General features: G+C 71.5%; 19 protein-coding genes. 3 read left to right on the top strand and 16 right to left on the bottom strand.

Annotated elements, in window-relative coordinates; all coding sequences use genetic code 11:
* Positions 1 to 33: 33 nt before the first annotated feature.
* The 12 genes from RM704_RS35415 to RM704_RS35360 all read right to left on the bottom strand — a co-directional run bounded on the left by RM704_RS35415 (position 34) and on the right by RM704_RS35360 (position 12,759).
* A complete protein-coding gene (locus RM704_RS35415; protein ID WP_311592034.1) occupies positions 34 to 609 on the bottom strand; it encodes an Rv1363c family protein in 576 nt (191 codons plus the stop codon).
* On the bottom strand, positions 582 to 1,859 hold the full coding sequence (locus RM704_RS35410; protein ID WP_033527893.1) for an MCE family protein: 1,278 nt from the start codon (positions 1,857 to 1,859) through the stop codon (positions 582 to 584). Before RM704_RS35410 ends, RM704_RS35415 begins: the two co-directional genes overlap by 28 nt.
* The gene (locus RM704_RS35405) at positions 1,856 to 3,142 is read right to left on the bottom strand and encodes an MCE family protein (RefSeq protein ID WP_033527894.1); all 1,287 of its coding nucleotides are present in this window, start codon (positions 3,140 to 3,142) and stop codon (positions 1,856 to 1,858) included. The genes RM704_RS35410 and RM704_RS35405 overlap by 4 nt, the downstream gene beginning before the upstream one ends.
* Positions 3,139 to 4,272: an MCE family protein gene (locus tag RM704_RS35400; protein WP_192829679.1), complete on the bottom strand. Its 1,134-nt coding sequence runs from the start codon at positions 4,270 to 4,272 to the stop codon at positions 3,139 to 3,141. The genes RM704_RS35405 and RM704_RS35400 overlap by 4 nt, the downstream gene beginning before the upstream one ends.
* A complete protein-coding gene (locus RM704_RS35395; protein ID WP_438828972.1) occupies positions 4,269 to 5,462 on the bottom strand; it encodes an MCE family protein in 1,194 nt (397 codons plus the stop codon). The genes RM704_RS35400 and RM704_RS35395 overlap by 4 nt, the downstream gene beginning before the upstream one ends.
* Positions 5,459 to 6,496: an MCE family protein gene (locus RM704_RS35390; protein ID WP_033527895.1), complete on the bottom strand. Its 1,038-nt coding sequence runs from the start codon at positions 6,494 to 6,496 to the stop codon at positions 5,459 to 5,461. Before RM704_RS35390 ends, RM704_RS35395 begins: the two co-directional genes overlap by 4 nt.
* A complete protein-coding gene (locus RM704_RS35385; RefSeq protein WP_033527896.1) occupies positions 6,493 to 7,740 on the bottom strand; it encodes an MCE family protein in 1,248 nt (415 codons plus the stop codon). Before RM704_RS35385 ends, RM704_RS35390 begins: the two co-directional genes overlap by 4 nt.
* 5 nt (positions 7,741 to 7,745) lie before the next feature.
* Positions 7,746 to 8,570: an MlaE family ABC transporter permease gene (locus RM704_RS35380; protein WP_052146095.1), complete on the bottom strand. Its 825-nt coding sequence runs from the start codon at positions 8,568 to 8,570 to the stop codon at positions 7,746 to 7,748.
* Positions 8,571 to 8,580: 10 nt separating this feature from the next.
* Positions 8,581 to 9,351, bottom strand: a complete 771-nt coding sequence (locus RM704_RS35375) for an MlaE family ABC transporter permease (RefSeq protein ID WP_033527897.1) — start codon at positions 9,349 to 9,351, stop codon at positions 8,581 to 8,583.
* Entirely contained in the window at positions 9,348 to 10,319 is a 972-nt protein-coding gene (locus RM704_RS35370) for an ABC transporter ATP-binding protein (protein WP_033527898.1), read from the bottom strand. Before RM704_RS35370 ends, RM704_RS35375 begins: the two co-directional genes overlap by 4 nt.
* Positions 10,320 to 10,463: 144 nt before the next feature.
* Positions 10,464 to 11,564 carry an RNA polymerase sigma factor gene (locus RM704_RS35365; RefSeq protein ID WP_311592029.1) on the bottom strand — a complete coding sequence of 367 codons (1,101 nt, stop codon included), beginning with the start codon at positions 11,562 to 11,564 and terminating at the stop codon, positions 10,464 to 10,466.
* A gap of 91 nt (positions 11,565 to 11,655) precedes the next feature.
* On the bottom strand, positions 11,656 to 12,759 hold the full coding sequence (locus RM704_RS35360; RefSeq protein ID WP_033527900.1) for a lytic transglycosylase domain-containing protein: 1,104 nt from the start codon (positions 12,757 to 12,759) through the stop codon (positions 11,656 to 11,658).
* A gap of 416 nt (positions 12,760 to 13,175) precedes the next feature.
* Here RM704_RS35360 and RM704_RS35355 point away from each other — a divergent pair, with 416 nt between their 5' ends.
* Both RM704_RS35355 and RM704_RS35350 read left to right on the top strand, forming a co-directional pair.
* Positions 13,176 to 15,281 carry a DUF4139 domain-containing protein gene (locus RM704_RS35355; protein WP_052146096.1) on the top strand — a complete coding sequence of 702 codons (2,106 nt, stop codon included), beginning with the start codon at positions 13,176 to 13,178 and terminating at the stop codon, positions 15,279 to 15,281.
* Positions 15,282 to 15,289: 8 nt separating this feature from the next.
* Entirely contained in the window at positions 15,290 to 16,849 is a 1,560-nt protein-coding gene (locus RM704_RS35350; protein ID WP_033527902.1) for a DUF4139 domain-containing protein, read from the top strand.
* Between the two features lie 88 nt (positions 16,850 to 16,937).
* Here the strand turns inward: RM704_RS35350 and RM704_RS35345 are convergent, their stop codons facing one another.
* The 4 genes from RM704_RS35345 to RM704_RS35330 all read right to left on the bottom strand — a co-directional run bounded on the left by RM704_RS35345 (position 16,938) and on the right by RM704_RS35330 (position 20,878).
* On the bottom strand, positions 16,938 to 17,798 hold the full coding sequence (locus RM704_RS35345) for a carbohydrate ABC transporter permease (RefSeq protein WP_033527903.1): 861 nt from the start codon (positions 17,796 to 17,798) through the stop codon (positions 16,938 to 16,940).
* Positions 17,795 to 18,742: a carbohydrate ABC transporter permease gene (locus RM704_RS35340; protein ID WP_033527904.1), complete on the bottom strand. Its 948-nt coding sequence runs from the start codon at positions 18,740 to 18,742 to the stop codon at positions 17,795 to 17,797. The genes RM704_RS35345 and RM704_RS35340 overlap by 4 nt, the downstream gene beginning before the upstream one ends.
* Positions 18,739 to 20,115 carry an extracellular solute-binding protein gene (locus tag RM704_RS35335; RefSeq protein ID WP_438828971.1) on the bottom strand — a complete coding sequence of 459 codons (1,377 nt, stop codon included), beginning with the start codon at positions 20,113 to 20,115 and terminating at the stop codon, positions 18,739 to 18,741. The genes RM704_RS35340 and RM704_RS35335 overlap by 4 nt, the downstream gene beginning before the upstream one ends.
* A 340-nt stretch (positions 20,116 to 20,455) precedes the next feature.
* Entirely contained in the window at positions 20,456 to 20,878 is a 423-nt protein-coding gene (locus RM704_RS35330; RefSeq protein WP_033527906.1) for a secondary thiamine-phosphate synthase enzyme YjbQ, read from the bottom strand.
* Between the two features lie 114 nt (positions 20,879 to 20,992).
* On the opposite strand from RM704_RS35330, the gene RM704_RS35325 reads away from it, so the two are divergent.
* On the top strand, positions 20,993 to 22,069 hold the full coding sequence (locus RM704_RS35325; protein ID WP_033527907.1) for an NAD(P)-binding domain-containing protein: 1,077 nt from the start codon (positions 20,993 to 20,995) through the stop codon (positions 22,067 to 22,069).
* Positions 22,070 to 22,092 lie beyond the last annotated feature (23 nt).

Here is a 22,092-nt window from a genome sequence, read left to right as displayed (position 1 = left end):
CTCGTGCGTGCTGTTCGTACGGGAGGCCGGTTGTCAGCCCACGAACTCGACGTCGGACGTCAGCCAGCGACCGTCCTTGAGTACGAGGTCGAGCTGGAGCCGGTACGTGCGCGCCTCTCCCTTGGGCACGGCGGTGTTGGTCACCTTGCTGTCGGCGACGACCAGGACGCGGGCGGACCGGGCGTCGGACCTCACGATGCCCGCTTCGAGGACCTGTCCCTCGGACACGGACTTGTTCTCGGCGACCAGCGCGGTCAGCTGCTCGGTCTGCGCGGTGAACTGCTCCTTGAAGTCGCCGGTGGCGCTCTTGAGCACGTTCCCGCTGTCCCTGTCGTAGTGGCGGTAGTCGAGCGAGGTGAAGTTCAGCGCCGACTGGCGGGCCGCCGCCAGGACGTCCTGCCGCCGTTGCTCGGCCCCGCGCTGTCCGGCCAGCCCCACGGCCAGCCAGATCGACAGCGCGGTCGTCAGGACGGTCGCGACGACGAGTCCGGCGGACAGCGCCCTGTGGCGCACCCGCTTCCCACCGTCGGCGTTCATGCGCTCGGTCACCTCGGCGTTCATGCGCTCGGTCACCTCGGTGCTCATGCCATCGGTCCGACGAGTAGCCATTGCCACGACTCCTTTCCGAAGACGGTCTGTTCGCCGCCCGTCGAGCCGATCTCGACGGGCCTCCCGTCCGGGCCGGTGGCGGTGCCCGTGTCCGGGTCGTACGGGGTGACGTACGCGGCCCGTTCGGCGCCGTACGAACCCGTCGACGCGCCGGGGGCGTTCTGCGCGCCGCGCACCGAGGTGTCGCTGCCGCGCGGCGCCGTGCAGCGCGCGTCGGTGTTCGCCGGGCGCGTGCTGGTGTCGGCGGGGTCCCGCCGCTGTGTCCCGCCGTACCCCTGGGTGCACGGCGGTGGGTCGTCGGCGCCGAGGACGAGGCCGAAGTGGGTGGTGCCGTCGCCCGGGACGACCGTGTGGCTGCCGGAGACGACGACCGGGAAGGTGACCAGGGCCTGTTCGACTCCGGGCAGCCGCGCCACGGTGACCTGGCCGCCGCTGATGAGGTTGGCCAGCAGGACCGGCAGATCCGCCCGGGTCGACTTCAGCAGGGAGTCGATCTCCTGCGCGGCGGGCGTCGCGTTGCCGATCAGCCGGCGCAGGTCCCCGTCGCTCGACTTCAACTCCTCCGTGAGCGCCGCCAGATCGCGGGAGAACGACTTGATGGCCGAGCCCTGGTCGGCCTGGGTCTTGAGGACCGTCCGCGAGTCCTCGATCAGCGAGATCGTCTCCGGGAGCGTGTCGGACGCCGCCTCGACGAGCTCGTTCCCCGAGTCCACCAGCTGACTCAGCCGCGGTCCGGTGCCGGAGAAGGCCTTGCCCAGTTCGTCGACGGTGGTGCGCAGATCGTCCTTGCCGACCGAGTTGACCAGCCGGTCGAGGCTGACGACAAGGTCGGTGGTGGGCAGCGGCACCCGGGTGCGCTCGCGCGGTATCGGGCTGCCGTCGAGCAGGTACGGGCCGCCGGTCCGCCGCGGTTGCAGATCGACGTACTGCTCGCCCACCGCCGAACGGTTGGCGACCACCGCCAGGGTGTCGGCCGGGATACGGGGCGCGTCGTCCTCGATCTCCAGGGCCACCGACACCCCTCGGCCGGACAGCCGCAGCTCGCCCACCCGGCCCACCGGCACCCCTCGGTAGGTGACCTCGGCGCCGGAGAAGATGCCCCCGGACGCGGCGAAGTCGGCCCGCACGGTGTAGCCGCGGCCGAGGACTTGGTCCACCAGGCCCGTGTACTCGGCGCCGACGTAGGACACCCCGACGGCGGTGAGGGTGGCGAAGGCGAGCAGCTGGGCCTTGACCGTACGGGTGATCACGGCTGTATTCCCTTCAGCATGAGCTCGGCGAGCCCGAGGTCGATCCCCGCGGGGAGGCGCCCGGAGTCCCCTCGGGGGCCGTAGGCCGCGGTGCACACGGGCGGGCACAGCAGGTCGTCGCCGTCCGTGGGCGCCGAGGGTTCGACCGGAACCTCGGGGGTCTCGGGCAGCGGGGCGGGGGCCGGGAGGTCGGGCACGTCCGGGAGGTCCGGCACGTCCGGCAGGTCCGGGGTGTCGGAGCCGTCTTCCCCCTCACCGGAGCCGCCGGACCCGCCGGGCTTGTCCGTGACGTTGCCGTAGATGCCCGCCAGGTCGAGGTCGGCGGTGACCGCGAGGTTGACGTAGTCGCCCTTGACGGCGTCGACCACGTTGCGCGGGAACGGGTAAGTGGTCAGCAGTTCAAGGGAGTTGGGCAGGTCGTCGCCCGCCTTGTCGAGCTGCTGCAGGATCGGCTTCAGCTGCTTGAGGTTGGCGACGGTGTCGTCCCGCGAGGCGTTCACGACCCGGGTGCCGGTCTTGCTCAGCTTCGACAGGGCGGTGAGCATCCGCGTCAGGTCGCGGCGCTGGTCGGCGAGGACCTTCAGGGCGGGCGGCAGCGTGTCGACGGCATCGGCGACCGTCTTCTTCTCCTTCCTCAGCCGCTTGGCCAACCGGTCGATGCCCTTGAGGGCGCGGACGATGTCCGCGCGCTGCCCGTCGAGGCCGCCGAGGAACGTGTCGAGTTCCCCGAGCAGCGACCTGACCCGGTTCTCGCGGCCCTCCAGGGCCTTGTTGAGCTCCACGGTGATCGTCTTGAGCTGGGCGACGCCGCCGCCGTTGAGGAGCGCGGACAGGGCGGAGAGCACCTCCTCGATCTCCGGGTTGCGGCCGCTGCGGGACAGCGGGACACGGTCGCCGTCCCGGAGCCGTCCGACGGGCGCGGGGCCGACCGGCGGGGACAGCGCCACGTACTTCTCGCCGAGCATGCTGGTCTGCCGGAGCTCGGCGACCGCGTTGGCGGGCAGCTTCACCGAGTCGGCGACGCGCAGCCGCACCCGGGCGTGCCAGCCGTCCAGCTCCACCTTCTCGACCGCGCCCACGGTGACGTTGTCGACCTTGACCGCCGACTGCGGCACCAGGTCCATGACGTCCCTGAACTCGACCGTGACGTGGTAGGAGTGGCCGTCCGCCGCCGCTCCCCCGGGGAGCTGGACGTCGTACCAGCCGTTGAACTGGCAGCCCGTCAGCAGCAGGGATCCGGAGGCCGTCCACGCGGCCACGCCCGTCCTACGGGAGACATTCATGTTCGGGCCTCCAGGATTCCGCCGAGCGTCCGGTCGACCGTGCCCGTCACCGCGGGGGCCGCCGGTACCTCGGGCAGGGAGTCGAAGAGCTTCTTCAGCTCCGCGCAGTCGGGGTTCTCGCCGCCTTCTTCCCCGGTCGTCTTCAGAAGGGAGCACAGGAGGGACGCCGGGTCCTGCGGCTCCTCGGGGTTGTTGCGGGTGTCGAGGGTGCCGGCGGAGGCGTTGTAGGCGTTCTGCAGGTTCGACAGACCCGTGGGAGCGACCTCCAACAGCTCCTCCAGCGCGGCGCGTTGGGTGACGAGGACCTTGGTGACCTTGCTGAGGCCCCGCACGTTCGAGGTCAGTGACTTCTTGTTCTTCTTCACGAACTCCGACACGTCGCCGAGTGCCGCGCCCAGATGCTTCAGCGCCGCCGCGAGGTCCTCGCGCTCCCCGGCGAGCTGCTCCGCCACCTTGCTGAGGCTGGTGTTGAACGACCGCACGCCTCGGTCGTCGGCGGCGAGCGCGGCCGTGAACACCTGGAGGTTCTGTACGGTGCCGAACAGGTCGCCCCGCCCGTCGGACAGCGTGGTGACGGCCTGCGAGAGGTCCTCGACGGTCTGGTTGAGGTTCTCGCCCTGGCCTTCGAGGTTGTCGGCGCTCACGCCCAGCAGTCGCGACAGGGAGCCGTCCTTGTTCGCGCCCTTCGGGCCGAGGGCCTCGGACGTGGTGTGCAGGCTGTCGAAGATCCGGTCCAGCTCGACGGGGACGGCCGTGCGCGACTCGGGAATGACGTCGCCGTCCCGCAGCACCGGGCCCTTGCGGTACACCGGCAGCAGTTGCACGTAACGGTCGCTGACCACCGAGGAGTTGATGATGGCGGCCTGCGCGTCGGCGGGCAGCTTGCGGCCCTCCTCGTACTCCAGCTCGACGCGCACCCGGCCGCCCTCCGGCGTGATCCGCCTGACCTCGCCGATGCGGATGCCGAGGACGCGGACGTCCGAGCCGGGATAGATACCGACGGTGCGCGGGAAGTACGCCGTGACCCGGACGGCCTGGGGGCGCGGCCACAGCACCACGGCGAGCGCGGCGAGGACCGCGAGCGCGGTGAGCAGCACCAGGGTGCGCGGGGCGGGCAGTCGCCTGGTCATCGTGAGCCTCCCGTGCGGGGCACCACCGGGGCGGCGACCAGGTTCTGGACGTAGGAGTCGAACCAGCGGCCGTTGCCGAGGGTGTTGGTGAAGACCCGCACGTAGGGCGCGAGCAGCTTGACGCTCCGGTCGAGGCTCGCCTGGTTGCGTTCGAGCATCCTGACGAAGGTGTTGAGGTTCTTGAGCGCGGGCCCGATCTCCTCGCGGTTGTCCTCGACCAGGCCGGAGAGCTCGATGCCCAGCAGGGCGGAGTTCTTGAGCAGTTTGTGGATCGCGGCGCGCCGCTTGCTGATCTCCTTGAACAGCTTGTCGCCGTCCTTCACCAGCGCGGAGAAGTCCTCCGAGTGCTCGGCCAGCACCCCGGTGACCCCGTTCGCGTGGTCGAGGAGCTCACGCAGCGCCTTGTCACGCGAGGCCACTGTCCGGGAGATCCGTGACAGTCCCTTGATGGAGGCCCGCACCTCCGCGGGCGAGTCCTGGAAGGTGGTGGAGATCGTGTCCAGCGCCTTCGCGAGCCGCTCCGTGTCGACCTCCTCCGTCGTGGTCGTCAGGTCGCTGAACGCCTGCACGACGTCGTACGCGGACACCGTCCGCCGCAGCGGGATCTCGCTGCCCGCCCTCAGTCGGCCCGGCCCCTTCGGGTGCAACGCCAGGTATTTCGCGCCGAGGATCGTCTTGACCCGGATCGACGCGCCGGTCTCGGTGCCGAGGTCCGGGTCGTCCTTGACCTTGAAGGTCACCTTGACGTGGTCGCCGTCCAGATCTACGTCCTCGACCTTGCCGACCTTGACCCCGGCGATCCGCACCTCGTCGCCCGGCTTGAGGCCGCCGGCCTCCGAGAAGGCGGCGCTGTACGTCTCGCCGCCGCCGATCACCGGCAGGCTGTCGGCGTTGAACGCGGCCACGGTCAGCAGCGCGAGGGTGGTGAGCCCGACCGCGCCGACGACCACGGGGTTGCGGTCCCGGAACGGCTTCAGCCGCGGGCGGCCCGCCGCCTTCCGGGGCAGCCTGATCCTCGGCAGCTTCGGTGGCAGGACGCGCACCTTCATCAAGGGCTCAGGGCGACGCTTCCTGCGGGGAAGGAGCCGCGGCTTCGGCAGCCCGGGCAGCTTCGGTGGCATGACGCGCACCTTCATCAGGGGCTCGGGGCGGCGGCGCCGTGTCCTGCGCGGCAGGATGCGGATCCTCATGCGCCGCACCTCGCCCGCGCCACGTGGAACTCGGGGGTGAGTACCTGCTTCGTCTTCGGCAGCACGATCCGGCCGTCGAAGTCGCAGAGGTAGAAGTTGAACCACGAGCCGTAGGACGCCGTCCCCGTCAGCTCGGTGAGCTTGTTCGGCAGCCGCTTCAGCACGCCCTCCACGGTCTTCTCGTTCCTGTTCAGCGTTCCGGTGAGCTCGTCCAGCTCGGTGATGTCGTCCTTCAGCGGCGGGCGGGCGTCGTCGAGCAGCCCCGATGTGGCCTCAGTGAGGTCGCCGATGCTCACCAGGGACTCCCCGATGGGCTTGCGGTCGGCGGACAGTCCGGAGATCACCCGCCGCAACTGCTTCAGCAGTCCGGAGAAGCGGCCACCGCGCTCGTCGAGCGTCTTCAGTACGGAGTTGAGGTTGTCGATCACGGAGCCGATCAGCTCGTCGCGGTCGGCGAGCGTCGTGGTGAGCGACGCCGTGTGCGCGAGCAGGCTGTTCACCGTGCCGCCCTCGCCCTGAAGGGTCTTGATGATCTCGGTGGCGAGCTGGTTGACGTCGTTCGGGCTGAGCGCGGCGAACAGCGGCTTGAAGCCGTTCAGCAGCGCGTTGAGGTCCAGCGCGGGCTGGGTCCTGGACAGCGGGATGGTGCCGCCGGGCCGCAGCCGGGTGCCGTCGCCGGCGCCCTCGGTGAGCGCGATGTACCGCTGCCCGACCAGGTTCCGGTAACGGACGACCGCGCCGGTACTGGTGAGCAGCGGGCGCTCCGCGGTGACCGTGAAGGTGACCTCGGCCAGGGTCCGGTCCTTGATCCGGATGCCCTCGACCTCGCCGACCCGCACCCCGGCCACGCGGATGTCGTCGCCCTCCTCCAGGCCGGTCACATCGCTGAACACGGCTCGGTAGGTGTCCTTCGGCGCGAAGGACACGTTGACGATGGTGGCGGCGAGCAGAGCCGTCGCCAGGACGGTGACCAGCGCGAACAGGGTGAACTTGACCAGCGGCGCCATGGTCTGGCGAGCTCCCGTCGTCCTCATACGACGCTCACCGCCGTCCCACGAGCGAGCGGGCCGAACAGCAGGGTCGCCACGGGCGGCACCTCGTCCGCCGGTACGCCCAGGACGGGGGCCACGAGCGAGCCCACGGCCCGCTGCTCGGCCCCGGTGGCGGACACGTCGACGCCTCCGGGCGGGGCGCCGCCCGAACCACCGGGCGACGTACCGTCGTCGAGCTTCGTGTGCGGTGCGGGCACCTGTGGATGGGGCAGACCCCGGCAGTTCGGCCCGGACCGCTCGGCGTGACGCGGCTCCTCGCCGGGCTCGTACGCGGCCTGTGGGCGGACGACTTCGAGGGTGATCCGCATCCGGCCGCCCCGGAACGCCTCCTCGGACGCCTTCTCCTGCCGGACCAGCCCTTCGAGGAGGCACGGGTACTCGGGTGCGTAGCGGGCGAACAGCTGAAGGGTGGGGCGGGAGACCCGGCCCAGCGTGATCAGCCGGTCGCCGTTCGCGTCGAAGAAGTCCTCACCGGTGCCCGCGACGGTCGCGGTGGTGCGGAGCGCGGCGGCCAGCCGGTCCTTCTTCTCGACGATCGTGCGGCTGGTGGTGACCGTGTTGCGCAGGATCCGCATCAGGTCGGGCGCCGCGTCCCCGTACACCTCGGCGACATCGGCGAAGCGGGAGATGTCCTCCTTGAGTGACGGCAGGTGCGGGTTGAGGCGGCGCAGATAGCTCTCGACGCGGGTGAGGTTGTCGCCGATCCGGTCGCCGCGGCCCTCCAGCGCGGTGGCGAACGCCGAGAGCGTGGCGTTCAGTTCGGCCGGCTCGACCGTGCGCAGCAGCGGCAGCAGGTCGTTCAGCAACCGCTGCAGCTCCATACCCGTCTTCGTACGGTCCTGGGTGATGACGTCCCCGGCGCGGATGGGCCGGGCGGAGGAGCCGCGCGGTGCCACGAGGTCGACGTACTTCTCGCCGAACAGCGTCTTCGGCAGCAGCCGCGCGTGCACGTCCGACGGGATGGACGCGACGTACTCCGGCTTGAGCGCGATGTCGAGGGTCGCCTTCTCGCCGTCCGCGCGCACCGCGCGCACCTCGCCGACCAGCAGTCCGCGCAGTTTGACGTCGGCGCGCGGATCGAGCTGGTTGCCGAGGCTGCCGGCCTCCAGGGTGATGCGCACGACCGAGGTGAACGCCTGCTGGTAGACGGCCACGGCGAGCGACAGCAGCAGCGCGAGCACGGCTATGAAGGCGATGCCGTACAACCGAAGCCTCAGTACTCTCATCGACCTCACCCCGCGATCCGTACGGTCGTGTTGGCGCCCCAGATCGCGAGGCTCAGAAAGAAGTCCAGGACGTTGATGGCGACGATCGAGGTCCGCACCGCGCGGCCCACCGCCACGCCGACCCCGGCGGGACCGCCGCTCGCGTAGTAGCCGTAGTAGCAGTGCACCAGGATGATCAGGACGGCGAAGACGATCACCTTGCCGAAGGACCACAGCACGTCGACGGGCGGCAGGTACTGGTGGAAGTAGTGGTCGTACGTGCCGGTCGACTGCCCGTAGTAGACGGTGGTGATGGTGCGGGCTGCGAGGTAGGAGGAGAGCAGGCCGATCACGTACAGCGGGATCACGGCGACGAATCCCGCGACCATCCTGGTGGTCACCAGGAACGGCAGCGAGGGGACGCCCATCACCTCCAGGGCGTCGGTCTCCTCACTGATCCGCATCGCGCCGAGCTGTGCCGTGAAGCCGGCGCCGACCGTGGCGGACAGGGCGAGCCCGGCCACCAGCGGGGCGATCTCCCGGGTGTTGAAGTACGCCGACAGGAAGGCCACGAAGTTGGAGGTGCCGAGCTGGTTGAGGGCCGCGTAGCCCTGGAGGCCCACCTCGGTGCCGGTGAAGAACGACAGGAAGGCGATGACGCCGACCGTGCCGCCGACGACGGCCAGCGCGCCGCGCCCGAAGCTCACCTCGGCGAGCAGCCGCAGGATCTCCTTCTTGTAGCGGCGCAGGGTACGGCCCGTCCACGCGAGTGAGCGGCCGTAGAAGGAGAGCTGGGTGCCCAGCTCCTCCAGTGAGCGGAGCGGGCGGTCGAGGAGTCGTGGAGGTCGCATCGTCGGTTCCTCAGCCCCTCTGCGGGACGACTTGGAAGTACACCGCCGTCATCACGAAGTTGGTCACGAACAGCAACATGAAGGTGATCACCACTGACTGGTTGACCGCGTCGCCGACGCCCTTGGGTCCGCCCTTCGCGGTGAGCCCCTTGTACGAGGCGACGATCCCGGCGATCGCCCCGAACACCAGCGCCTTCACCTCGGCCGCCCACAGGTCGGAGAGCTGGGCGAGGGTGGTGAAGGACGCCAGATACGCGCCGGGGGTGCCGTTCTGGAGGACCACGTTGAAGAAGTAGCCGCCGGCCACACCGACGACCGACACCAGGCCGTTGAGCAGCACGGCCACCACCATGGAGGCCAGTACGCGGGGGACGACCAGCCGGTGGATCGGGTCGATGCCGAGCACCTGCATGGCGTCGATCTCGTCGCGGATCTTGCGCGCCCCGAGGTCCGCGCAGATCGCCGTGCCGCCCGCGCCCGCGATCAGCAGCGCGGTGACGATCGGCGAGGCCTCCCGCAGGACGGCGAGGACGGAGGCGGCACCCGCGAAGGACTGGGCGCCGAGTTGCCGGGTCAGGCTGCCTATCTGGAGGGCGATGACGGCCCCGAAGGGGATCGACACCAGGGCCGTGGGCAGGATCGTGACGCTCGCGACGAACCACGCCTGCTGGATGAACTCCCGTGCCTGGAAGGGCCGTCGGGGTATGGTTCGCACGACGTCCAGCGCCATCGCGAACAGGTTGCCCGACTGCCGCAGCGCTCCGGTCGGTGACAGGCTCATGCTCCGGCCACCTCCTTCCGGTGCGGCTCGGCCTTCCGCTCCTTCCGGTGCACTTCGGCCTCCCGTCGGGCGATGGCCTCCCAGCGGGGCGGCCTGGTGATGCCCGGACCCGGCAGCAGGCGGGGAGGCAGCTCCTGACCGCCGGGCGTCGTGGTGTGCTCGCCGTCGCCGAGCTGCGCCAGCTCCTGCTCGACCTGGGCGGCGTCCTTCTCCTCCGCCATGCCGATCGGCCCCTGCATCCGGCCGTTCAGGAACTGGCGTACGACCGGCTCGTCGCTGGTCAGCAGCTTCTCGCGCGGGCCGAACATCACCAGCTCACGGCGGAACAGCAGTCCGATGTTGTCCGGCACCTGGCGGGCGGAGGCGATGTCGTGCGTGACGATCAGGAAGGTGGCGTCGATCTGCGCGTTGAGGTCGACGATCAGCTGGTTGAGGTAGGCGACGCGTACGGGGTCGAGGCCCGAGTCGGGCTCGTCGAAGAGGATGATCTCGGGGTCCAGCACCAGGGCGCGTGCCAGCCCGGCCCGCTTGCGCATACCGCCGGAGATCTCGCCGGGCAGCTTCCCCTCGGCGCCGATCAGTCCGACCATGTCCATCTTCTCCAGCACGATGCGCCGGATCTGGCTCTCGGACTTCCGGGTGTGCTCGCGCAGCGGGAAGGCGATGTTGTCGTACAGGTTCATCGAACCGAACAGCGCGCCGTCCTGGAACAGCACCCCGAACAGCTTCCGCACCTCGTACAGGTCGTGCTCACGGAGCTTCGTGATGTCCCGCCCCGCGACCTTGATCGAGCCGCGTTCCGGCTTCAGCAGCCCGACGAGCGTCTTGAGGAACACCGACTTGCCCGTGCCCGAGGGGCCGAGCATGACCGATACCTCCCCGGCGGGCAGCGTCAGCGAGACGTCCTGCCAGATGACCTGGTGACCGAAGGACTTGGTCAGCCCTTCCACACAGATCTCGACACCCATCCGGTTCACCCTTCAGCCGTGGAGCAGCTCCGACATCTGCTCTACGGGGAGGGGCGGGAGGTCCGTCGCGACGAGGCCGATTTTTTTCGGACGAGTTTGCGGACTGCTGGTCAGGCGGCCTTAACAGCCTCCTGACCAGCGCGTTTACGGCAGCTCGGTCGCGGTGGGGAGGGAGAGGGGCGTGGCCGGTACGGAGGATGTGTCCGGAACCGACGACATCGACGCCGCCGACGGCAGCGGGGGGACAGCGGACTCGACCGGCGCATCCGACACATCCAGCACGCCTGACACATCCGGCATATCCGGAACATCTGACACAACTGGCATATTCGGCATGTCTGGTGTGTCCGGCAGCTCTGGCACGCCCGGGACTCCGGGCACCCTGGGCGCGGGCAGCCCCGGAAGCGGGGGTACCGAGGCCTCGGGCAAGGGCGGCACGGACAGCGGCAGCATCGATCCGTCGCCGGCCGCGGATCCCGCCGGACCGTCGCCGGGAGCCGCCGACGCGGGCGACGATGCGCGCGACTCCGGCGCGCGCTCCCGGCCGCCCCCGTCGCTCGTGAGCGCCACCGAGGGCCCGGACACGGAGGGCCGCGGAGCCGGACCGCCCTCGCTCCCGTCGAGCGCGTACGGCATCACGAACCCCGCCACCGCCAGGGTCGCCGCCGTCGAGGCGACGGCCACGGCATGCGCGTTCCCGCCTCCCCGCGGCCGTCCGCGCCCGAGCAGGAACAGCACCACGCCGAGCGTCCCGGCCAGCGAGGCGCGCAGCGTCCGCCGGGCCCGGGCGAGCAGCGACTCCACGGTCCGATAGCTCAGCCCCATCTCCGTGGCGACCTGGCCGACGTCCAGATCCTCGGACTTGAGCCGCAGCGCCTCCGCCTGCCGGGCGGGCAGTTCCCCGCTGCGCACGGCCAGCCACTTCGCCTCGGCCCGGTCGCACACCGCCTCCTCGACGGGCACCGGGCCCGGTGCGATCAGCGTGGGGCTGGTGCGCACCTCGGCCTCGCGGTTGACCTGCCGGTACCGGTCGACGCACAGCCGCATGGTCACGGTCGTCAGCCAGGCACCGAGGCGCTCGTCGTCGAGGTCCGGACGCTCGGCGGCACGCAGCATCGCCTCGTGCACGGCGTCCTCGGCGTCCTCCGGGCTCATCGACCTGCGCCGGGCCACCTTAAGCAACTGCTCGCGGTGGCTCCACATGCGCTGCCAACGGTCGTGGTCCGCCTCTGTCCCAGCAGCCATGGCCGCCTCTGTCTCAGCAGGCATGTCCGTCGCCATGAGGGCCCCTTCGCGCTCACTCCGCCGGGCTCGTGCCGTCCGGCGGGTGGCGACATTACCGCCCGGTATCCGTGGTTGTGGAGGGGGACGGGCGCATCGTGTCCTCACCGTTGCTGGTCAGCGGGCCGGCACCGGGCAGCACGTCGCCGCCGCCGGGCAGCTCAACGGAAGGATCGGGTAGGGGGAGCGGCGACTCGTCCGCCTCCTGCGCTCCGCCCGCCGGACGAGACGGGGTGGGAGAGGGGGAGGGCGGGGCTGAGGCGGACGGTGTGGGCGGCGCAGGGGACGGGCTCGCGCCCGGGTGCTCGGACGGCTCCGGCGCGGGTTCGCGGGTACTGCTCGGTCTCGACGGCTCCGGTCGCGCGGACGACCCGCCGCTCTGGTCCGGCACCACCCGATGCCCTTCCAGGAAGTACGCGTACCAGGCCCGGACCGTGCGCAGATAGGCCTCCGAGTGGTTGTAGCCGAGGATCGCCCGGTCCAGGTCGGCCGGGTCGGAGAGGTCCCGCCCGCCCGCGCACAGATAGCGCCCGGCGGCGAGCGCCGCGTCGAAGACGTTGTTCGGGTCGGCCCGCCCGTCGCCGTTGCCGTCCACGCCCCAGCGGGTCCAGGTCGACGGGATGAACTGCATCGGGCCGACCGCCCGGTCGTACGCCGTGTCCCCGTCGTGCCGGCCGCCGTCGGTGTCCCGGATGACCGCGAAGGCGCCGCCGTTCAGCCGGGGGCCGAGGATCGGTGACACGGCCGTACCGTCTGCGGTCACCCGGCCGCCGCGCGCCTGCCCCGACTCCACCTGGCCGATGGCGGCCAGCAGTTGCCACTCCAGTCGGCATCCCGGTGCGGTGCCCGCGAGCTCCGACTCGGCGCGCCGGTACGCGGCGAAGACGGTCGCGGGCAGTGCACCGCCGGCCCGCCCCGCGGCCGTGTCCTCGTCGGACTTCCCGGTCCGCAGCGGCGGAAGCTCGGTGCGGTACGGGGCGTCGCCGGAGACGCTCGGCCCGTGCTCGGCGCGCGCCGCGTTCCGCGCCGCCTCCGCGGCCTGTGCCGAGACCCCCGGCGCCTGGGAAGCGGTCAGCGCGGCCATGGCCGCCGCCGCGATCGCCGTGCATCTGGTCCCTCTCGCCGTACCGACCGTCCTGAACACCATGCGCACCGCCATCTCGCGGCCCCTCCCTGTGTGGATTCCGTCCTCTGCTCTACGCGGGCGGTCGGCGCGTCCGTCGCCGGAGGAGGAGAACGCGGGAGAGCGGTGTCATCCGCCCTGGACATCGCCTCGGAACTCTGGACGGCCGGCCGCGGTCGGCCCGGGAGTGCCTTCGCCGCACGCCATCGGGCGCCGCAGAGGTGATGCATCGTCACCCCGGCGCCCCGGGGCCCGAGTTCGAGGCGCTCAATCGCCACGACCGCATCCGGTACCTCCTCCGGCTGCCGAACCTCTTCGACGTCGGTTGACAGCTTTGCTGTGCGGGGCTCGCATCAGGCGTGGACCCGGACGCCGTCCTCTTGAGGCGACGCGGACGCGCAGACCGCCCGGGCGTAGGCTTCGCTCAGCATGGACAGGGCGGGGCGGAGCACATGACGGTTGAGGCAGCACAGAGGTGGGGGTCGACCCTCGATTCGGTCGTGGTGTATGCGCAGGGCGCGGTCTGCCGCCGTCTGGCCCGGGGCATTGTGCCGCCCGACGGCCGGGTACGGGTGACGGGACTGCCCCACTCGCTGGACCCGGGCTCGCTGCGGGCCCGTGTCCTGGGCGCACCTGGGGTCCGTGTCGCCGAAGCCCGGGTGGAGGTCGAGGCCCAGCCGCTCGGCGGGGACACGCCCGACGAGTTGCGGCGCGAGGTCGAGCGGCTGCGCGACGCGTATGCGGCGGCACGGGGACGCCGGGACCGGCAGCTGGGCCTGATCGAGGAAGTGAGGGCTCTGCACCCGATCCCACCTCCCCGCAGGCGCGAGGACCCGCACCGCCGCACCCCGGTCGACGCGTGGCTGGAGCTCGCCGACTTCGTCGACGAGCGGCTGACGGGACTGCACACCCGCCTCGTCGAGCTGGAGGATGCGCTGCACGACGTCGAGCACAGGCTCGCCGTCGCCGCCGACAGGCTCGCCCGCGCCTCCACCGACGCACCGTCAGCGCATGTGGAGACCACCGTCTGCGCGGTCCTGACCCTCGACGGCACCGGTGACGCGCAGCCCGAGGTGGAGCTGGAGTACGGGGTGCCGGGCGCCGTCTGGGTGCCGACCTACCGTCTCACGCACCGTCAGGGCGACGGCAGTGGCCGTCTGATGCTGCGTGCCTCGGTCGCCCAGCGGACCGGCGAGGACTGGACCGGCGTGCGCATCGCCCTGGCCACCGCCGATCTCCGGCGCCGCACCGACCTGCCGCGGCTCCGCTCGATCCGGATCGGGCGCCGTCAGCCCGCCCCCGCGCCCTCCGGCTGGCGCGAGCCTCCGGCAGGACTCGCCGACCTGTTCACCGGGTACGAGGCAGCCGGCCCCCGCCCTGCCACAACCGCCGCACCTGCGGCTGTCGTGGCCGGCTCCGCGTCCGTGGGTGCGGCGGACGGCTCCGCGTCCGGTCCCGTTCCACCACCGCCGCCTCCCCCGCCGCCGGCCTCGCAGGGCTACGGCGGTCCGTCGGCCGCGGTCCCGGCGCCTGGCGGCGCGTACGCCCCCTCCCCGGTGTCGTTCGGCGGCGGGGTGGCCGACCGTGCGCAGCCGACCTCCTCCCGGCCGGCCGGCAGGCCGCGGACCGGCGGCAGTTCCTTCGCGGGTGCCGCCGCCCCCATGGCGCCCGCGGCTCCCGGCCGGGCCGCACCTCCACCCCTTCCGGCACCGGTGGCCGGTCCGCCGCAGCCGAGCGGCGCCGAGCTCGACTACGCCGCCCTCGTCCTGTGCGGCCCCGACGGACAGGGGGATCGCAGAGGCCGGTTGTTTCCCGGCTCTCGCTTCGACCCGGTGGCGAACGAGCACCGCCGCCGCGCCGAAGCGGTGGCCGCGCTGCCGCTGCCCGGCCACGCCGTGCGGCCCCGCGAGTCGGCGGGTTCCTTCGACCACCGCTTCGATGCCACCGCCCGCGCCGACATTCCGTCGGACGGCACCTGGCACACCGTCACCGTCGGCGAGATCCCGGTCGGCCTGCGCACCGAGTACCTCTGTGTGCCGTCCGTGGAGCAGACCGTGTACGCGACGTTGGTGCTCTCCAACGCCACCGACCAGGCGCTGTTGGCCGGCCCTGTGGAGGTCACCGTCGACGACGACTTCCTGCTCACCACCGCGCTGCCCACACTCGCCCCCGGTGGTGTCCGCCGGGTGGGTCTCGGGCCGGCCGAGGGCATCCGGGTCACGCGCCGTACGAACCTGCACGAGACGACCTCGGGCCTGCGGGGCAACACCACCGTGCTGGACCACCGCGTCCACGTGGAGCTGGCCAACCGGCTCGCGAGGCCCGTCACCGTCGAAGTCCGCGAGCGGGTGCCGGTCACCTCCGAGCCGGACGTCCGGATCGAGGAGCGGGCCGACTGGGCGGCACCCGAGGAAGGCACGGGGCCCGATCGCCATGCGCCCGGCACCCGCGTCTGGCGACTGGACCTGCCGGCAGGCGCCACCGCCGCCCTCGACGGCGGCTACGAGATCCGCATCCCGACCGGCAAGGCCCTGGTCGGCGGCAACCGCAGGAGCTGACACACGCCATGTCCACGGCCCCGAAGCCGATCGCCCTCCCTGTCACCGCCGTCACGTGTCTGGAGGATCGCGCCCACATCGAGCGCGCCGCCGTCCTCGACCTGAAGGCCGGGGTCCAGCGGCTGCGTCTCGGGCCGGTCAGTGCGCTGGCCGTCGACCGGACCCTCCATGCCGAGCTGACCGCCGATCACCCCGCGACCGTGCTCGACGTACGGGTCGTCCGCGGCTGGACGCCACGCGGGCCACTGCCGTCCACCGACGACTCCGCCCTGCGCCGGCGCGTACACGCCCTCGAAGAGGAGCAGCTGGCTCTGGGACAGCGACGTGACCGGCTGCGTGCCCGCCTCGACCTGCTCGGCCGCCTCGCCGCCGATCTGCTGCGGGAGATCGGCGAAGGCGCCGGCTCCGGGGAGAGCGAAGGACCCCGCTGGGCCCGCGAACTGGACCGGGTGGACGACGAACGCGACGCACACGGCGAGGAACTGCGCACCGTGGAGGCCCGGCTGGCCGCCCTCGCCGCCGAACTCGGGGAAGCCCGGCGAGCCATGGATCTCTCCGAGGAGGAGCCCGCCGAGCTGGTCGGCCATGTCGAGTTGACTGTGGAGGCCGCGGTCGCCGGGCCGGTCGGGCTGCGCCTGAGTCACCTGACCCCGTGTGCGCTGTGGCGGCCCGCCTATCGGGCCGTGCTCGACGGGGACTCCCTGACGCTGGAGACCGACGCGATGGTCTGGCAGCGCACCGGTGAGGACTGGTCGGACGTACGGCTGACTCTGTCGACGGCCCGCTCGGCGCGGGCCACCGATCCGCCACGGCTGGGCGAGGACCGGCTGACGCTCAAGGACCGCTCCGCGGCGGAGCGCCGCACGCTCGACGTCGAACTGCGCGAGGAGGAGATCGGGGACCTCGGCCCAGCCCCGGTGCTCGGCCTGCCCGGGGTGGACGACGGCGGCGAGGCGCGGGTACTGAGATCCCCCGCGCCGGTCTCCGTACCCGGAGACGGCCACGCCCACCGGGTGCCGCTCACCGTGTTCACCACCGCCGCGAGCAGCGAGTACGCCTGCTCACCCGAGGTGTCGCCGCTGGTCACCCAGGTGGTGCGGTTCGACAACCTGTCCGGCCACGTGCTGCTCGCCGGGCCCGTGGACCTGGTGCGAGGCAGCGGATTCAGCGGCCGCGGCACGCTGGACTTCACCGCCCCCGGCGCCCCCGTCGAGCTGGCCTTCGGCAGCTGCGACGACTACCGCGTGGCCCGGCATGCCGAGGAGTCCCGCGGCTCCGCCGGAATCACGCAGCGGACCGTGGTCACCCGCACGGTCCGGCTGCACCTGTCCCGGTTCTCCGCCCCCGGAGAGCACGACGAGCGGGTGGTCGTCCTTCGGGAGCGGATCCCGGTCTCCGAGGTCTCGGCGGTCGAGATACGCCTGCACAAGGATTCATGCTCCCCGGCGCCCGACGTGGTCGACGCCGAGGGCATCGCCCGCTGGGACGTCCCCCTGCCGCCCGGCAGCCGCCGCACAGTCACCCTGGTCTACGAGCTGTCGGCGAGCGCCAAGGTCACCGGACTGTGAGCGGTGGTCCACTGCCCGCTCGCCGACAGCACGACGCTGTGCGCGAGGCCACCTCACCAGGGCACGTCACGCCCCGGTAGGCCGCCCCTCACTGCCCCGCCAACCCCGTATGCGCCACCCCCCGCACGATCTGCCGCTGGAACAGCGCGAAGACGATCAGGAGGGGCAGGCCCGCGATGACGACCGACGCCATCATCTGCTCGTAGCGCAGGCCGTAGGACGTCTGGACGTTGACCAGGCCCACCGGGAGCGTCATGCCGCCCGGGTCCGTGGTCACCAGGAACGGCCAGAGGAAGTTGTTCCACGTCGAGATGAACGTGAAGATGCCGACCGCCGCCAGGACCGGACGGGACAGGGGCAGCACGATCGTCCAGAAGACGCGCCAGCGGCCCGCGCCGTCGACGAAGGCCGCCTCCTCCAGTTCGCGGGGGACGCCGTCGAAGAACTTGACCAGGATGAACACCATGGCGGGGACGGCGACCTGGGGCAGGATCACGCCCCAGTACGTGTCGACCAGGCCCAGCTGCACCATCTCCGCGAACAACGGGGCCATCAGGACCTGGGGCGGGACCATGATTCCGGCCAGGACGACGGCGTACAGCACCTTGCGGCCACGGAACTCCGTGCGCGAGAAGCCGTACGCCGCCATCGCGCACAGCAGAACCGTCAGGATCGTCGTCATCACCGAGATGTACGCCGTGTTGAACATCCAGCGGCCTATGTCGCCCGCCTCCCACACCTTCCGGTACGCGTCGAAGGTGACGTGGGAGCCGAGCCAGCGCAGGGGCGTTCGTGTCGCCTCGCCTTCCGGTTTGAGGGACGTCGCCAGGGCCCAGGCCAGAGGCAGGACCCACACCACCGCCAGCAGCAGGGCCGCGGCCAGCATCACCCAGCGGCCCGGGGTCCAACGGACCTTGCGGCCCTCGTCCGTCGACGGCACGGCGCTCATGCCGACTCTCCCCTCCGCCGCGAGAACCGCAGCTGTACCAGCGACACGATCACGATCAGGGCGAAGAAGAGGTACGAGACCGCCGAGGCGTAGCCGATGCGGTAGCCGGTGAAGCCGGACTGGTAGACGTACTGGAGGATCGGGCGGGTCGAGTCGTCGGGGCCGCCGCCGGTCATGATGTACACCTGGTCGAAGATCTTGAGGGAGGCCAGGATCTGGAGGACCAGGACGACTCCCGTGACTCGCCTCAGCAGGGGGAGGGTCACATGCCGCAGCCGCTGCCAGGCGCCCGCGCCGTCCAACTCCGCCGCCTCGTACAGGTGTTGCGGAATCGACTGCAACGCGGCCAGGTAGAGAAGGAAGTTGAAGCCGACCGTCCACCACACGGTGGCCGCCACGATCGACAGCATCGCGTACCGCTCGTCCGTCAGCCAGCCGATGCCCGGGTGCAGGCCGAACCGGGCGAGCAGTTGGTCCGCGAAGCCGAAGCCGGAGGGGAAGATCACCCAGAGGAAGAGCAGGCCGATCACGCCCGACGGCAGGAGGAAGGGCGCGAACCAGGAGAGCCGCCAGAGCCATTGGACGACCCGCAGATGATGCGAGAGCAGGGCGAGGACCAGGCCCGTCACCACCAACGGGACCGTGGACAGGATCGTGAACCAGATCGTGTTCCACAGCGACGACCAGACGCCCGGGTCCTGGAACGCCTCCGTGTAGTTGTCGAAGCCGATGAACTCTCCCCCCTCGCCGGTGATGTTGTCGCTGCGCAGGCTCATTCCGATGCCGGACACCAGCGGCCAGAGCAGGAAGAGCGCATAGGTGAGGAAGAAGGGGGCGATGAACACCAGGCCGTGCTCGGTCCACTTCCGGCGGACGGTGACGGGTCGCGCCGTCGGCTGCTCCGCCGATACCGGGACGGTGGTCGCGGTCGTCGTGGTGGTCACGCGGCGCCTCCTTCGCTGACCGGTGACTTGCCGCCGAGCGCGACGCCGAGGGGAGCACTGCCGAGCGGATCCGGCGTGTCGAGCAGCTTTCGCAGCCGCTTCTTCGCCTCGCGCAGGGCACCCGACGGCGTGCGCGATCCGGTGAGTACGCCCGAGAAGACCGCGCCCAGCTGGATCCACATCGGCGAGGCCGAGCCCGCGAACCAGGCGGGCTGGTCGAGGGCCACGTCGTCGATGACGGACCGGTAGGCGGACTGCGGCTCCAGTTCCAGATAGTCCGGTCGCGTCAGCGTCGGCAGGTACGCGGGGACGTGGCCGCCCTTGGCCCACTCCACGGAGTGCTTGAGCATCCAGGCGACGAAGGTGTGGGCCGCCTCGTTCGCCCCGCCCGGGCGGCCGCCGTCCTGGTGCGGGAGTACGAAGGAGTGGCAGTCGGCCTGGGCGGTGGGACGCCCGAACAGCGCGGGCACACGAGTCATGGAGAACGGCAGCCCGGCGGTGGCGAACGTGGACACCTCCCACTCGCCGTTGAGGTGGAAGGCGGTCCTGCCGGCGTTGAACACCCCGATGGAGCCGGGGTAATCGACGCGGCGCACCATCAATCCGTCCGCCGTGAGCCGGGCCATGAACTCGAGGACCTCCAGGGCCTTGGCGTCGTCGAGCGTGAGGCGTCTGCCGTCAGCGGACAGGACCGTGCCGCCCAGCTGCGAGTAGAACGTGGCGAACAGCCGCCAGGGGGTGACGCAGTCCGGTCCGGTCGTCTCGGCGCTCAGCCCGGGCGCGCCCGTGGCCTTCTTCGCCGCGCGCAGGGCGTCCATGAACTCCCGCGCGCTGCCGAGGGGTCGGAGCCGCCCGCCGTCGCCGAGCAGCCCGGCCTTCTCACAGACGTCGGTGTTGTAGTAGAGCACCATGGGGTGGGTGTCGAACGGGATCGCGTACTGCTGCCCGTCGACCGTGCCGCGCTGGAAGATGTCCTCGGGAAACTGGTCGGTTGCCACGCCCAGTTCACGCAGCAGGTCCAGGTCGAAGGGGTCGAGGAGCCGCCCGGGCCCGAACCCCGCGAGCCGTGCCAGGTGGAGCACCGCTACCTCGGGCGCCCGCCCGCCGGCCCCCGCCATGCCCAGCTTCGTGTAGTACGGGGTACCCCACTGAAGCTGGGTCGCCTCCAGGCCGATCTCCGGGTGCTCCTTGGCGAACGCGTCGACCAGCGCGGTCATATTGGCCCCGTCGCCGCCACCGAAGAGGTGCCAGTAACGCAGCCGGGCCTTCCCCTCGGCACCGAAGGAGGGCGCGGCGCACCCCGCCGCACCCAGCACCAGCCCTCCGGTGCCGACGAGTAACTTCCTTCTGCTCAGGCGTGTTTCACCGCTCACGGTCCACCCTTCGATCGTCCGAAATGCCGAACTGTGCTCGCGAATTCGGACGGACGCTAGATTCGAAGCGTTTCCGAGTCAACGGTTCACGCAGCCATTCACGGAACGGCCGACGGCGACCGTCCGCCCAGGTGGCCGAGAATCACGACACCCACACGCGAGATGGCGTGGCGGGAAGCTGGACGACGATGTGCAGGACCCGCACCACCAGCGGACGAAGAACCTGCCGGCACACCTCCGGCAGGCACGCCGGGTCCGAGGCGAACCGTTTCCCAGCCCCGCTCCTCGCCCCGTTCGGCGCGGCCGGACTCCACCTCTACGGTCTCCGCAGAACGGCCACCTAACCGAGGAAGCTCAGCCGGACCTGACGGTCGGGGTTGTCCCTGTTCGTGTCCACCAGACACACCGACTGCCACGTCCCCAGTTCCAGTCGTCCGGCGATCACCGGAAGGGTGGCGTGGGGTGGGACCAGGGCAGGGAGGACGTGGTCGCGGCCGTGGCCGGGGGTGCCGTGGCGGTGCTGCCAGCGGTCGTCGGCGGGCAGGAGGTTGCGCAGGGCGGCGAGGAGGTCGTCGTCGCTGCCGGCGCCCGTCTCGATGATGGCGATGCCGGCCGTGGCGTGCGGGACGAAGACATTGAGGAGGCCGTCCCGTCCGGCCGCGGCCTCGCGGAGGAACTCCTCACAGTCGTGGGTGAGGTCGACGACCCGCTCGTGGGAGCCGGAGGCGACGTTCAGTACTCGGGTGGTGAAGGCATCGGACATGGTTCCATCCTCGCGCACCGAGAAGGCGCCGGCGTGAACCGTGTACTCCGCGCCTCCTCCACCGCACCGGTGCCCCCGGGGAAGATCCGGCACCCCCTCCCCGTTGGTAGAGGCATGAACGACACGCGTGAGGTCGAGGTGCTCGTCATAGGCGCCGGCCAGGGAGGACTGGCCGCCGCCTACCACCTGCGCCGCACCGGCTTCGAGCCGGAGCGCGAGTTCGTGGTGCTGGACCACTCCCCCGCGCCTGGCGGGGCCTGGCAGTTCCGCTGGCCGTCGCTGACGTACGGCAAGGTGCACGGGATGCACGCGCTGCCGGGCATGGAGCTGACGGGGGCCGACCCGGCGCGACCGTCGTCCGAGGTCGTCAGGGAGTACTTCGACGCCTACGAGCGCACCTTCGACCTGCGGGTACGGCGTCCCGTGGACGTCCGCGCCGTGCGTGAGGGCCAGGACGGGCGGCTGGCCGTCGAGACCTCGGACGGTGGGTGGTCGACGCGGGCACTGATCAACGCGACGGGGACATGGGACCGGCCGTTCTGGCCGCGCTACCCCGGGCAGGAGACCTTCCGGGGGCGACAGTTGCACACCGCCCAGTACCCGGGGCCCGAGGAGTTCGCGGGACTTCGGGTGATCGTGGTCGGCGGAGGCGCGTCCGGGACACAGCATCTGCTGGAGATCGCGCCGTACGCCGCCGCGACGACCTGGGTGACGAGGCGTCCGCCCGTGTTCCGCGAGGGACCGTTCGACGAGGGCGCCGGGCGGGCGGCGGTCGCCCTGGTGGAGGAGCGGGTGCGGCAAGGACTGCCGCCGAGGAGCGTCGTGTCGGTGACGGGTCTGCCGCTCGACGACGCGATCCGGCAGGGCATCGCGGACGGCGTCCTGGACCGGCTGCCGATGTTCGACCGGATCACCCCCGACGGCGTGGAGTGGGACGACGGCCGCCGTGCGGACGCCGACGTCGTCCTCTGGGCGACCGGTTTCCGCGCCGCTGTCGACCATCTGGCCCCCTTGCGGCTGCGCGAACCCGGTGGCGGTATCCGCGTCGACGGCACCCGCGCGGTCGCCGACCACCGCGTTCACCTGGTCGGGTACGGCCCCTCGGCGAGCACCATCGGCGCCAACCGGGCCGGCCGTGCGGCGGTGCGGGACATCCGGCGGTTCCTGGCGAACACACCGGCCGCCGCCTGACATCCCGAGCCGCCCCGGCCCCG

The organism is Streptomyces gottesmaniae (assembly GCF_031845845.1).
Taxonomy (GTDB): domain Bacteria; phylum Actinomycetota; class Actinomycetes; order Streptomycetales; family Streptomycetaceae; genus Streptomyces; species Streptomyces akebiae.
Note: the sequence above shows the minus strand (reverse complement) of the source record. Positions and strands in the feature narration are given on the sequence as shown.

Coding starts and splice junctions, on each gene's coding strand:
- RM704_RS35390 (WP_033527895.1), bottom strand. CDS start 6,496: ATGAGGACGACGGGAGCTCGCCAGACCATGGCGCCGCTGGTCAAGTTC.
- RM704_RS35350 (WP_033527902.1), top strand. CDS start 15,290: ATGTCCACGGCCCCGAAGCCGATCGCCCTCCCTGTCACCGCCGTCACG.
- RM704_RS35355 (WP_052146096.1), top strand. CDS start 13,176: ATGACGGTTGAGGCAGCACAGAGGTGGGGGTCGACCCTCGATTCGGTC.
- RM704_RS35360 (WP_033527900.1), bottom strand. CDS start 12,759: ATGGCGGTGCGCATGGTGTTCAGGACGGTCGGTACGGCGAGAGGGACC.
- RM704_RS35400 (WP_192829679.1), bottom strand. CDS start 4,272: ATGACCAGGCGACTGCCCGCCCCGCGCACCCTGGTGCTGCTCACCGCG.
- RM704_RS35330 (WP_033527906.1), bottom strand. CDS start 20,878: ATGTCCGATGCCTTCACCACCCGAGTACTGAACGTCGCCTCCGGCTCC.
- RM704_RS35370 (WP_033527898.1), bottom strand. CDS start 10,319: ATGGGTGTCGAGATCTGTGTGGAAGGGCTGACCAAGTCCTTCGGTCAC.
- RM704_RS35405 (WP_033527894.1), bottom strand. CDS start 3,142: ATGAATGTCTCCCGTAGGACGGGCGTGGCCGCGTGGACGGCCTCCGGA.
- RM704_RS35325 (WP_033527907.1), top strand. CDS start 20,993: ATGAACGACACGCGTGAGGTCGAGGTGCTCGTCATAGGCGCCGGCCAG.
- RM704_RS35375 (WP_033527897.1), bottom strand. CDS start 9,351: ATGAGCCTGTCACCGACCGGAGCGCTGCGGCAGTCGGGCAACCTGTTC.
- RM704_RS35345 (WP_033527903.1), bottom strand. CDS start 17,798: ATGAGCGCCGTGCCGTCGACGGACGAGGGCCGCAAGGTCCGTTGGACC.
- RM704_RS35385 (WP_033527896.1), bottom strand. CDS start 7,740: ATGAGAGTACTGAGGCTTCGGTTGTACGGCATCGCCTTCATAGCCGTG.
- RM704_RS35380 (WP_052146095.1), bottom strand. CDS start 8,570: ATGCGACCTCCACGACTCCTCGACCGCCCGCTCCGCTCACTGGAGGAG.
- RM704_RS35365 (WP_311592029.1), bottom strand. CDS start 11,564: ATGGCTGCTGGGACAGAGGCGGACCACGACCGTTGGCAGCGCATGTGG.
- RM704_RS35415 (WP_311592034.1), bottom strand. CDS start 609: ATGGCTACTCGTCGGACCGATGGCATGAGCACCGAGGTGACCGAGCGC.
- RM704_RS35395 (WP_438828972.1), bottom strand. CDS start 5,462: ATGAGGATCCGCATCCTGCCGCGCAGGACACGGCGCCGCCGCCCCGAG.